The organism is Moritella sp. (assembly GCF_013215705.1).
GTDB lineage: Bacteria > Pseudomonadota > Gammaproteobacteria > Enterobacterales > Moritellaceae > Moritella.
This window is the reverse complement of sequence record NZ_JABSQR010000016.1, coordinates 51924-64426: the sequence shown is the minus strand read 5'-3', so window position 1 is coordinate 64426 and position 12503 is coordinate 51924. Positions and strand designations below refer to the sequence as shown.

Below are 12503 nucleotides of genomic sequence, written 5' to 3'. Positions count from 1 at the left end.
TAACTAATTTATGACGTCTTACTCTTAAGCCCTAAATAACATAACAATGCTAAACGTCTACTCGCCAAACACAATGCTAACATTGGTTCCAATATTGATATTGATCGCATCCTCAAAATAAGCCGCTAACTCCGCAGTGTTGCTCGCATCAAAAACGGATTCTTTTCTGCCCGCGCATTGCTGAAATTGCTTGATGCGATCTGCCGACACCCCAAAACCAATAAAACTGACTTGAATATTAAGATCTTGCTGGATCACATCACACAAACCCGCACGCATTAAGTCATTGAAATAATCTCGTCGGCTATCATCACCATCAGTAAACAAGATCAAACGCTGAGTCAGGGACGATGATTGCACTGGTGTGACTTTCCACTCTTTTTGCCATTGCTCAGTCAGTGTGCGAACGCCCCAAATAAATCCTTGATAAGACGCGGTACTGCCCCCACTCGTTTTTAATGAGTTAACGTGGCGAATGACACTATTAAGGTTGTTTGTCAGTGGTAAAATAAAAGAATTATCACTGCAGCGATCTAACCAAGGTCCCGGCGTTACTTCGTTAAAATCCAAACGGTCAGACGGATAATTTAACGACTGCACGGTTTTGTCTGCATCTAAGTTGCTGTTTCGATACACCAGACCATCCACACACTTAGGACTTACTTCAGAGCTAAGTAACCAAGGCGCACCGCTCACACCGACTCCAGTTTGAAATGGCACAATTGAAAAACGAACTTGATTACTACTTGAATCGATATCGCGAATCACATCGGTGATAATATTTTTCAGTTCAGGTAAATCCGATTTCATCGAGCCAGAGATATCCATAACCAGAGCGACATCCACCGGATTTTGAATCCCATTCCCATTCCCATTCACATTCACAACCAATTTAGCGCTTGAATGACTGTTTGATACAACCTCAGTATCACTATCAATCGCAACAGGCAGCGCGTTCACCATCGCGGGTTCAAATCTATATTGCGCCGAGATCTGACAGCCATTTTTGCTGTTTAACTTGACGCTTTGATTCAATCCCGGTAACACGAAATTCGGTCGGTAATAATTCAAAATATCCTCTGTTACCACTCCAGTGTCGTTTTGCTGATAAGCACAAGCAAGTACTGCTGAATCAACCGCTTGCCCTGCTCGAATAACAACTTGGCTGTACATAGCAAAATACACCGTAATGGCTAATAAACTCACTATCGCAGGTAACATAAAGGTGAATATTAGCGTTATCGCACCACGTTGACGCTGTATTACACTCATAGTGTCCGCCCGATTAATAACGCAGCGCTCTGATAATAACTGTCGCTAAAACGGAGTAAAAATAAAGGCGTGAATTCCTCCGCAATACTACTCATGCCCTTAATACAAAGAGTGACTTGAAATAGTTCAGCATGCTGACCCGCATTGAAACCTGGAGTCGTGCCAATTGGAGATAAATCAGTTAAGGACGATAACCGCTGCGTCGATAAACAATCCGCCCCCGCTCTAACATCATATGATCGTGGTTCCTGTGTTGACGGATCAAACACCACTTGCTCAACATGAAGTCCAATTTCTGCTGAGGAATCCTCAATCAAAGTATTGAAATGGCGTTGCGCAACCAGCAGTAAAGAATCTGCCAATTCGGTTGAAATAACCTTTGCTGTTGGTGCCGACGAACTAGAGCCCGAAGCAAGCATAGTATTGTCACATTGTTCACAAGCAACAATAGAGGTGAGTGAATAAGCCAAGTTATCGAGTTGATTTTTTTGGCTAATGCTTTGATTTATTCGCACTATAAATAACACCAAAATGACCATGAAAAATGTGATCACAGGTAATTCAATAACGCTGCTGCCGCGCTGTAACGTGCGCATATTAGATTTAATTAACATAGCTAGTACCCCGCTCTAACGACACTAAAATCGTGCGTTTAAAGCGAGTTAAACGGCTAAAACTATCAATCTGACCTGAAATAAATAGCGCTTGGTAAGGGTATACCAGCGTGAACTCCGCAAAGTCTTGTTGCTGGAAATCTTCTAATCCCGAACCATCTGCAAGCGACGTTAAAGATGTGTAGTAGCGAGCCTCTACAGTGATCTTGCTGCTATCAAGTAAGGGTAAATCTAGTTCAGACAAGGTTAGTTGTAATTTGCTGGTCAGATCTTCACCTGCACTTGTTACCACCAACTGTCGAGCGGCAGAAGTTAGCGCCACATCAATAACACTGCTCACCATCATAAAACGGCTTATTTCAATGAGTGCTAACAGCAATACAAAAAACGGTAAAATAGTCACCGCAAACTCAATACTGACACTGCCTCGCTGACCCCGATTTACTTGGCTACAATTCATTTTGTTACGAATTTTCATTGCTTAACCTGCTGTAACGGCAGTAGTTGTAGCGGCTGAAATTGTTGATAATAGGCTACATTATTTTCCAGTTCGGCTTTAGTCAGATCTTGTTTGGCAATCGTTTTGGCCGCTTCAAGATCCCCTTTCATGGCAAATGCTAACGCTAAATTTTGACGACTTTTAGATGTTGAATGACCACGTGCATAATGTGAATAAAGTACATCAATACCCTGCTGCGGCTGACCATCTAAGATCCAAGCCAAAGCTAAGTTGTTACGGTATTCTAGATTCTCTGGTTCATTGGCTAACGCACCAATAAACGCCGTTCTGGCATGGTGATAATCTTTAAATAACGCATAATTAACACCTAAACTATTTAAGGCTTTCGCATCATCAGGCAACAATGCTACGGCCTGTTTTAAATCAGCTAATGCAAGCTTCACTTGCCCTAACCCTTGCTGTGCATTGCCTTTTTCACGTAATATCTGTCCACGAATTTCACTCGTATTATCCGACTTACTTAATTTATTCAATTCACCCGCGTCACTAAGTAGCAAAGATTGCGCCTTTTTAAGGTGGTGTAATGCTAAATCAAACTCAGATATTTGGTTGTAAGCCGAGCCTAAAGCCAGCAATAACGAGATATCATTTGGCTGCAGTTTCAGTTGGTCACGATAAATACTAATCGCACTCTCTGGTCGGCCACTCTCTAGAGCAAGCTGTGCGAGTCCACGATCAGTTTTCATCTCTTCAGTTATATTGGCTTGATGAGAACTACACCCCGTCAAGGCGACAACCCCACAGATTAATAACAGCTGTGGTAACGACTTTTTAAACATAATTTTTATTAATACTGTTTTTATTAATGCTAAGGCCATGATTACAATCCTCCAATGCTGTCTAATAAGGCGATAATAGTGGGCGCAACAATCAGTACCACGACTGGCAGCATGATTAACACCACCACAGGCAATGACATTTCCGCCGGGATCTTACCTACTTTTTCTTCTAAACGAAGGTATTGATATTGGCGACTGTCACTGGCTATCAGACGCATCGTAGGGGCTATTTTACTGCCGTATTTTTCAGCCTGAGACAATGCAATAACCATGTTTTCAACTTCAACTAAATCTGTCCGTTTGGCTAAGTTATCCAATGCGGTTAAACGAGAATCTAATAAACGTAATTCCGCTTCGGTAATTAACCATTCACGCGATAACTCAGGTGAAACGGCTGTCATTTCATGCCCAACACGTTGGAATACAGCTTCTAAAGTCAAACCTGATTCAACACAAATAACCATCAAATCTAATGCATCAGGTAAGGCTAGAGCAATACGATAATTGACAGTCCTCGCCCGCCATTTCAGCCAATGCTCTGCAAGTAAACCACCTGAAATAGCGAATACTAAGGTTTTAGCTAACACAAATTTATCTAAGTCAAAATCGACATACCATTGCCAAGCCAACCCACTGACTAACATCATGCTTATTTTGCTCAGTAAAAAGTAAGCACCAGCTCGCGGTCCATGAAACCCCGCCTTCACCAATAACATCGAGATATCAGGCGCGACCTTTAAACACGGCCATAAACTGGATGTGGACTCTGCTTGAGGTAAATGAGTAAATCTGCAGCTCTGTTCCACCGATACCAACGTCAAACGCCGCAACAGCAATTCTCGACGTTGAGCCTGACCATTAAACATCAACGCAATCACAGCACCTGAGATAAGTAACGCGACAGCAATACATAAAGATAAAGTCATTAAGCCCGCACCTTCGTCAACAAATGGATAATAGCCATACCAAGCGCCATACTTGTCACCACATACCCCAAAACCAAATGACCTCTTGGACTTTGGGTTAAGGTAATAAAAGCACTAGGATTTTTGAAATACATAACGCCAATAAGTAATATCGGTAAACTCGCTAAAATTGCCGCAGTCATACGAGGCTCGGCAGTTAAACTTCTTATCTTCATTTTAATCGCGGCATTGTCATGCACAGTACGGCTCAGGCTATGTAGCACTTCTCTAAGTTGACCGCCGTTCTCTTCATTTAATATCAGCGCGACACTAAAAAAATGAAAGCTAACATAAGGCAAACGAATACTGGCTTGATTCAGCGCTTGTTTTAAGCCAATACCAATTTCTAATTTATCTCGGATCAAACTAAACTCTCGGCCTAGCATCCCCTTCTGATAATCAGCAATCTGCGCAATGGCTTGCGGTACCGAAATACCAGCCGAAACCGCACGGGACATTTGCCCCAGCACTTGGGTAAACGCGGCGTCAAATTCACGATGTTGACGTGTACGCATCAGCCAATAACTCCCCCCAAGAACAACAAGAATAGCAATCGCAATAATCATTATTCTCACCAAGGGTGAAAAAAATGGCATAAAAAACCAAATTCCAAGCGCGACAACCGCCAAGATTATCAATAACCAACGCTTAGTTTGACGATCAAAAAGCGAATCAATACGAGATTGCATCTGCAACCCATATTCCATCAACGGTCCTGTTTTCTGTTGCCAAATAAACAAGCTAGAACTAGCCATATTTGCTGTCGAATTAACGCCGGAAACTAAATCTAATCGACGCTTTAATACCAGCCGTTGCCGCTGATATTGCAGCATTTTACAACTACTAACGATTAACACCAAAAATAACGAGAAACCAATCAGAAGCACTGGCATCATTGCACTCCCAGCGCTTGCTTTAACTGCGATTCAAGTTGGTAATAACGGGCTTTTTCACTAAACCGGGGTAAGATTTTTGTCGACAAAAATTGCCCGACAATATCACCATTAACATCCATGTGCTGATAATCAAAATGAAATAGATCATGGGTAAGATACTGCTCCCCTTCGAGGCCAACAACTTCGGTGATGTTCACCACCCGACGCTTACCATCACGCATACGTTCCACTTGCACAATGACCTCTAAGGTACTGGCAATTTGACGACGCAAAGCCGATATCGGCAAGTTAACTTCCGCCATTAACAACATATTTTCTAAGCGAATTAAGGCATCATGAGGTGAGTTAGCATGAAGCGTTGACATCGAACCGTCGTGACCCGTATTCATCGCTTGCATCATATCAAACGCTTCGGCACCACGAACCTCGCCTAAGATAATACGATCAGGGCGCATTCGTAGTGCATTACGTAACAGTTCACGCTGACCGATTGCAGCAACACCTTCCACACTTGCTGGTCGTGTTTCGATACTCACCACATGAGGCTGTTGTAGTTTCAATTCAGCTGCATCTTCAATAGTGATAATCCGCTCGTCTGGTGATATTCCAAATGACAGCGCATTCAATAAGGTCGTTTTACCCGCACCCGTACCACCCGAAATCAATACATTAACACGTGAACGAGCAATAATATTCAGCACACTCGCCATCTCTGTTGACATAGCCCCCAATGCTGCCAGCTGCTCTAAACTGTGTTTTAGATCATTAAATTTACGAATAGAAATACACGTACCGTTTAATGCCAACGGGGGGATAAGTACATTAACTCGACTACCGTTTGGCAAGCGCGCATCGACCATAGGCGTAGTTTCATCAACACGACGGCCAATTCGACTGACTATACGTCTGGCCAAGTTCAACACATGTTCTTCATCTCGAAATCTAACATCTGCACGCTTTACTTTACCGCGATACTCAACAAAGACTTCGGTATGTCCATTAACCATAATATCGGTGATCTCTGGATCATCCATCAACACCTGCAAAGGACCTAGGCCAAGCATCTCATCGACCAGACGCTGACTAATCTGGCGTTGTTCAATCCCGCCAATTGGAAATTGCTGACGTGTTGCAATATCCCCAACCGCTGCAAATGTACGCACCTCTAGCTCTTCCGGACTTAAGGTAACAACAACGGCAGGCGCAATGATCGTCATGATCTCTTGTTGAATGGACCGAAAACGCTGCTCTTCAATACTGCTTGCTGAACTCACATCCGTAGCAGGCGTTGATAATGTGAGTGTCGATGTAGATTCAGTTATAGGCGTTGATGTGGTTATACTAGATCCAAACATTACGCCCCCTTACGCCAGCTGAACAAGCTTGGTTTTGCTATTTTAGCTTGACCACTGATTAAGTTGACGAGTTTCTTCAATGCTTTTGCATTACGACTTTTTTGGTTAATCGCTAACACACCCAACGAGTTACCCCCGCGCATATCTGCTGGCGCATAAGGAATTTCTGCATCCAATTTACAATCCAGAGCAGTCGCCACATCCTTGGCGGTAATCAAAGATGAAGACTCAGGCTTGGTATGATTAAGCACCACTAATGTACGTGTTGAAGGTAACGCGTCTAATTTTGCCAATAACTGATTGGTGCTACGAATAGATGCTAATGTAGGTTCCACAATAACAACACGAATATCACTGCTGTTTAGTGTGTCGAAACCAACTTTATCGCGCAAACAAAACGCCGGCACATCCCATAATAAATATGTCGCTTGCTGCAGGCAGAAGCGAGACACTTTTTGCATACTAGCAACATCAGGCCAGAAGTTTTGTTCAAAGCCAGCTGCATAGGCTGTGAATACATATAAATCATCGTTAACTTTAATGCCGCTACGCTGATAAACCACAGGCTCTAAACGATCTGGAAACTGCAACATTTCTAATAATGCATTGTTCGTGCTCACACTAAATTGTAAATCAAGATCGCCAGTCATAAAATCAAGATCAGCGCAGGCAACCTGCGTCCCCTGCAGCTGTGATAAACCCCAAGCAATATTAGCTAATAACGAGGTTGTGCCTGCACCACCTTTAGCACTAACGACCGTGATTTTACGGCCACGAAGGTTACTATTCTCGATATGCTCATCAGCCATTTGGTTAGACATATTCATGATTATTGACCTCCCAAAGTAGCAGCGATGCTCTTACTTTTATCTTCTTGTTGGTTATTACTCGTAGCAGGCTGATAGTAAGCTTCAACAGTTGCCACCGCTTTACGCCCGTCAGTCGCATCAAGTGTACGTCCCACAATTAAATCTCTTGGTGTTGCTACCATTTGCGCTAAAGCGCTAGCATTTGCACAACCAAAATTAGGACTAGAGTTAAATGCATTCAAGACTTTGTGTCTCTCTTTACCTGCATGGCAATTTGGTACAATACTGCGATATGACTCTACGATCAGTGCAATATCAGCCGTTGATGACGACTCACTAAGTTGACTTGTTACCTGACTTGGATACACACCCGCATTTTTCAACAATGCAATTAATGCTGGCACTGCGTTAGTTCCTTTATCGCTATAACTATCAATGCGGATCCGTAACGCAGATAACTCCCCACGTTGATAAATAAACTCATTCAGTGCAATTTCATCACTTTTTGTCAGTGCTTCAGTATCCAGCTGTAACGCAATTTTATGGGTCACAGCTTCAACTTTGACTTGTGGTTGCCGCTGTACCGAATCGATCGTACAGGCACTTAACAAACCACACATTATTAATATCGAAAATATCCGCATAACTACCTCAGTAATAAAATCCATTATCGCCAAGCAGTCGCGGTTGGCGATTGTCTGTACGACTTTCATTGTCAGTTGCATTTGTAGCTTGCTTTGAAACTGGCCACGCTAATAGACGTTCAACATCACTCATCGGGATCAGCCCATCTGTAGGTAAGGGTAATGTGTCAGCTCTGGTTGGTTGTACCAGATACGCCGTTGCAATAATAATGAGTTCGGTTTCTTCGCGCTGGAATTCATTAGAGCGGAACAATGCTCCGAGTATCGGAATATCACCCAGTAATGGCATCTTTTGTAGTTGCTCAATGTCTTTTGATTGCAATAATCCACCCAAGGCAAAGCTTTGGCCACTGGCTAGTTCAATCGTCGTTGAAGCACGACGCGTCACAAAGGTCGGGAACGAAGAGCTACCTTGTGTGCCACCGATTTGAACATTCGTTTCTGAAGAAACTGTACTCACCTCTGTGGCCACTTTCAGGCTAATTCGATTGGCGCTTAATACCGTGGGTTTAAAATCTAATCGCACACCAAATGTCTTATATTCAACCGTCGCCGTATCGCTGTAAACCAAAGGGATGGGGATCTCACCGCCCACTAGAAACGACGCTTCTTCACCACTCATTGCGGTTAAATTGGGTTCAGCTAATACCGACATCATACCGTTGGTTGCCAATGCATCGACAATCACCGAAAGATCAGCCCAACTGGCCGGATTAATGCCTCCGAGCTTACCGCCATAATTGTCTAAAAAGGCAAACGTGCCTGTACCAAAACCTTGCGAGCCCCACTTAATACCCAACTTGTTAGAAACTTTACGTGATACTTCGGCAATACGAATACGTAAATTAACTTGATTAGGCATAGTTACCTGTAGTTGGTTAATTAGCTCATAGTTATCAACATTACTCGCTGCTGGTTGTGTTGGTTGTGTCGAACTTTGCGCATTACCACTTTGCTGGCTATCACTCGACTCAGTACTCGCTAACGTTGATACGTAACCTTCAGATAAACGAACTATCTTTTCCGCCATGCTCGGGGTCGGCACTTGCCCTTTTAAGAACAACTTACCCGCAGTCGATTCTGCGTTAAATATCGCATCAGGAAACTCTTTATGAATCAGATCATTAAGTTCTGTCACATTATGACTCACCTTAACGGTTGCAGAATAAATAACGTTTTCCTTCGCATCAAGCACATACAAGGATGTACTGCCCGTTTTCTTACCAAACACCATGATTTTGGTATTTGTTAAGGTCTGGTAATCCGCAATACTACTACTGGCAATAAAGATTGATTTCGCTGTTTTCGGTAATTCAATCAAGCGGGCTTTATTTAATACCACGTCTAACGTTTGTGCTTGCAACATGGTACTAAACAGTAATAACGACAATGCACTCACTAATTGTTTAATCATTTTCGTTTCCTGCATTATTCATCACTCGTTTATTCTTAGCTCGAAATTCGACTAAGCCAATGTCCGGTTGAACTTGTTTAATCGCGGGCAAAATATCATCCACGTTAACAGCAGGGATCACAGCACTGTCCGTTTCCTGACTGTTTTTACTGCGTAATACCATAGACAAAGTACCCAATTGGTTTGCCAAGGTAATTTGGTTTGCTTGTAGTGGTGAAACTTCTAATGTCACCGTACTGTTATCTGGAATCACGCCTTTATTATGCTTTTGCTTTTCCATATAACGCGTAAGCTGTAAGGCATCATTAAAGGCCAATACACGGACGTTCTGTGCAATGGTTTTCACATATAAGCTTTGTGTTTCATTGCCACGTGAGCGCAACTCTTGGGATTTTGATGCCAGTAGTAACACATCGACATGATCACCCGGACCGATTAATCCCGAGTTTGCAGTGACTTCATCAACAGGTATTGATACCGCTCGATAATTCGGACGTAACATCACGGATAAGAAACCGCCTTGTTCAGGCTTTAAGAAATCAGACGGACTTAATATTTGTCCCGTGACAAAATCACCCGCAGCCACCGAATTTTCTAAACGAACCGCAGAAAAAGTGGCTTTATCAATAAAATCGATGCGATCGCGAACACTGCTTTCATCTACTGTTTTCCAAGCAAATAACGACGCACTATAAGGGCGACCAATAACGACATCTTGTGTCGTCACTAGGACTTCATATGTTTTTACCGTGTCTTGTTTAGGGGTACTGTTTACTGCGGCTGACAAACTGAAAAACAGCCAAATCAACCCCAATAACGACATACAAACAGACAGGTAAACTAAACGTTTTGCATTCATAATTTTTGCTTCTATTAATACGATTTAAACCGTAATCACTTGAATTAAATAATTTTACTTACCGTCTTGAATCGTTTCAAGCTTCTGAATTACTGACTCATAAGTACCATTAATTGCTTTAGTCAAATCACCATCACTGCCTAAAAACTGCAACATAATAAGTGACATCGCCGCAGCTAAAATTGCATATTCAATTGCCGCAGCACCGCGCTGTTTTTGTTTGTTGTTTTTCATATTTTATCTCTATTATTTTTATAATTTGACGTGAAAATAGGCCATTAGCTGCAACCAACAGCCTATTTATTAACAATTAAAGGTTGATTAATCTGTAGAGATCAAACGGTATACGTATTGACCTGAATAAGAATCGGCTTTATTTACATTCGAGGTTGATTCAGTGCTCATGTTGTAACATTTTTGACGACCATATTGCGCGTCGTCAGCCGTCACATAACACAGTTTCGCACCGTACTTGTCTACATTGTTATGACGGAATACGCCATTATTAACAGGCAAGAGTAGTTCTAATTCAGCTAAACTTGGTACTCGCCAATTACTCTTATTACATAATTTTTCAGTCTTACGTTGCCTAGCCTCAGCTAATACAGTGTCGGCATCCGAACTCGACTGGCCATAATATTTAGCTCTTTTAGCGAGATCTCCATTATCAAATAATTGCCATGTTTTCTTTGTTTCCGGCTGATAAGCACATACAGCATCATCGATATTACTCGTCACTGCACCTGCACTATCAAGCAGTTGATATGACAATGTAATTTCACTTACTAATCGTCCAAGTACAACCTTATCCTCATCACCTTGTTTTGATGCAGAGTCGCTTGATGAAGAATTATTAGCCGTTCGATAATGATAAGTTTTCTGCTCATTAGTGTTACGTTCTTCAGCAGCCCAATACCAAAATTTTGTTTCAGGTAATGAACCAGAAAGCCATCTATTGGTGTCATATTTTGGATTAAGTGCTAGGTGATGCGGAAACACATTGACATCAATGGTGTCGCCGCCATTAACAGTCCCAGTATCAAGTGATGTTAATTGACCCTTGCTTGGTAACACCCAATCACTACGTCCACATAACTGCGTAGTATTCGTCGATTCAACTAAACCACCAGCGCCCATCACACTTGTAATACCAGCAGCTGAAGCATCAAATGCTAAATCATCAGCACCATTTGGTAGCCCATCTTTAAGCAGTGTCCAAATACGCTTATGCAATAGATCTCTGTTATCCATCACACAACGCCAGCCTTGTGCATATGTTGTCGCACTTGGTAAATAGCCACCATTGATGTCTAATTTAGCAAAGTGAGTACCAATGACAGCATCGGCAGCTGCAACGCTATAACCCACACTTAATGCGCGTTTTAATCCTGTAACAGCGTGTTCAGTAAGAGCATCCGCATCTGCAAATGTAGGTAAGTTATTAAACATGATAAGCAACTTATCCAGTGCTGAAATAAGCGCTGTATTCGTTGCTGTTGGTAGCTCATCGGTAGCCGAGTTCAGGTCTGCGGTAATCTTGATGTTCGCATTAATAAAGTCCGTGATTGCAGGCATCGCCGCGAATAAACTCAAACTTTTCGCGTGAATATCGGCACCGTCGGTTGCTGTTAATAATGCGTCTTTGGTGGTATTTGCTGCGGTACTCTCATCCGTCAACTTAATGAGTGCGGTTAACGCTGGCGTCACCTTTAATGCCGAATTAAATGAAGTGTGCAATGCGGTTAAATTAATAAACGCCACTTTCGTCGACGCTATATTGGCATTAATCGTTGCTTTCAATGCATCATCAACGCTTCTATTATTTTCCAACATCGCTGAATAGAGTGTGAATAGGTCGATCTTGGCTTGATATTCAACGAGTGCTAACGTCAATAGATCAAATGTGACTTTCGCTTCACCTTCCGCAGTTGTCACGTCAGATAATAATGGCATCAAAGGTTGATCCACTAACGTTTCAATTTTATTAATGACAGCAATTAAATCTGCCGAGGTCGTTTGCCAATTGCTATTTTGTAATGACACTAATGCCTTGATATCAGCGTCCGTTGATGCACTTTCTGTTACTATTTTTGCTGTATCTGGTAATGCCCAGTTTACGATAACTTTAGTGTCATATGATGCGGTAACTTCCTGACCAGACTTGATAACTTTCAACGTTTCGATATCATTCGCTACTTCTGAAGACCAATGTCTAGATGAATCACTGATTAAATAGCTACTAAACGTTCTTGAGATATAGCTTGAATCAACGAGGGTTTTAGCCATCATCTCTGCCGTACTGAGTAACGACCAATTTGGTATGTCACAGAACGATTTCCCTGACAATTCAGGTACATTATCTGCGCTAGAATTACC

13 protein-coding genes are annotated in these 12503 nt (G+C 42.3%); all 13 read right to left on the bottom strand.

What is annotated here, in order from left to right:
- Positions 1-57: 57 nt before the first annotated feature.
- The 13 genes from HRT96_RS12185 to HRT96_RS12125 all read right to left on the bottom strand — a co-directional run bounded on the left by HRT96_RS12185 (position 58) and on the right by HRT96_RS12125 (position 12473).
- Positions 58-1272: a VWA domain-containing protein gene (locus tag HRT96_RS12185; protein WP_293156921.1), complete on the bottom strand. Its 1215-nt coding sequence runs from the start codon at positions 1270-1272 to the stop codon at positions 58-60.
- A complete protein-coding gene (gene tadF / locus HRT96_RS12180; protein WP_293156918.1) occupies positions 1269-1886 on the bottom strand; it encodes a tight adherence pilus pseudopilin TadF in 618 nt (205 codons plus the stop codon). Before tadF ends, HRT96_RS12185 begins: the two co-directional genes overlap by 4 nt.
- On the bottom strand, positions 1876-2364 hold the full coding sequence (locus tag HRT96_RS12175; protein WP_293156915.1) for a TadE family protein: 489 nt from the start codon (positions 2362-2364) through the stop codon (positions 1876-1878). The genes tadF and HRT96_RS12175 overlap by 11 nt, the downstream gene beginning before the upstream one ends.
- On the bottom strand, positions 2361-3224 hold the full coding sequence (locus HRT96_RS12170) for a tetratricopeptide repeat protein (RefSeq protein ID WP_293156912.1): 864 nt from the start codon (positions 3222-3224) through the stop codon (positions 2361-2363). Before HRT96_RS12170 ends, HRT96_RS12175 begins: the two co-directional genes overlap by 4 nt.
- 2 nt (positions 3225-3226) lie before the next feature.
- On the bottom strand, positions 3227-4111 hold the full coding sequence (locus tag HRT96_RS12165; protein ID WP_293156909.1) for a type II secretion system F family protein: 885 nt from the start codon (positions 4109-4111) through the stop codon (positions 3227-3229).
- Positions 4111-5046, bottom strand: coding sequence for a type II secretion system F family protein (locus tag HRT96_RS12160; protein ID WP_293156906.1), 936 nt, complete (start codon positions 5044-5046; stop codon positions 4111-4113). Before HRT96_RS12160 ends, HRT96_RS12165 begins: the two co-directional genes overlap by 1 nt.
- A complete protein-coding gene (locus HRT96_RS12155; RefSeq protein WP_293156903.1) occupies positions 5043-6401 on the bottom strand; it encodes a CpaF family protein in 1359 nt (452 codons plus the stop codon). Before HRT96_RS12155 ends, HRT96_RS12160 begins: the two co-directional genes overlap by 4 nt.
- Positions 6401-7228: a hypothetical protein gene (locus HRT96_RS12150; protein WP_293156900.1), complete on the bottom strand. Its 828-nt coding sequence runs from the start codon at positions 7226-7228 to the stop codon at positions 6401-6403. The genes HRT96_RS12155 and HRT96_RS12150 overlap by 1 nt, the downstream gene beginning before the upstream one ends.
- 2 nt (positions 7229-7230) lie before the next feature.
- Complete coding sequence (locus tag HRT96_RS12145; protein WP_293156898.1) at positions 7231-7854, bottom strand: CpaD family pilus assembly lipoprotein; 624 nt, start codon at positions 7852-7854, stop codon at positions 7231-7233.
- 7 nt (positions 7855-7861) lie between these two features.
- Positions 7862-9268 (bottom strand): type II and III secretion system protein family protein, encoded by a 1407-nt coding sequence (locus HRT96_RS12140; protein WP_293156895.1) that lies wholly within the window; start codon positions 9266-9268, stop codon positions 7862-7864.
- A complete protein-coding gene (gene cpaB / locus HRT96_RS12135; RefSeq protein WP_293156892.1) occupies positions 9261-10127 on the bottom strand; it encodes a Flp pilus assembly protein CpaB in 867 nt (288 codons plus the stop codon). The genes HRT96_RS12140 and cpaB overlap by 8 nt, the downstream gene beginning before the upstream one ends.
- Positions 10128-10181: 54 nt before the next feature.
- A complete protein-coding gene (locus HRT96_RS12130; RefSeq protein ID WP_293156889.1) occupies positions 10182-10361 on the bottom strand; it encodes a Flp family type IVb pilin in 180 nt (59 codons plus the stop codon).
- An 87-nt stretch (positions 10362-10448) separates the two neighbouring features.
- Positions 10449-12473, bottom strand: a complete 2025-nt coding sequence (locus tag HRT96_RS12125; RefSeq protein WP_293156886.1) for a hypothetical protein — start codon at positions 12471-12473, stop codon at positions 10449-10451.
- Positions 12474-12503 lie beyond the last annotated feature (30 nt).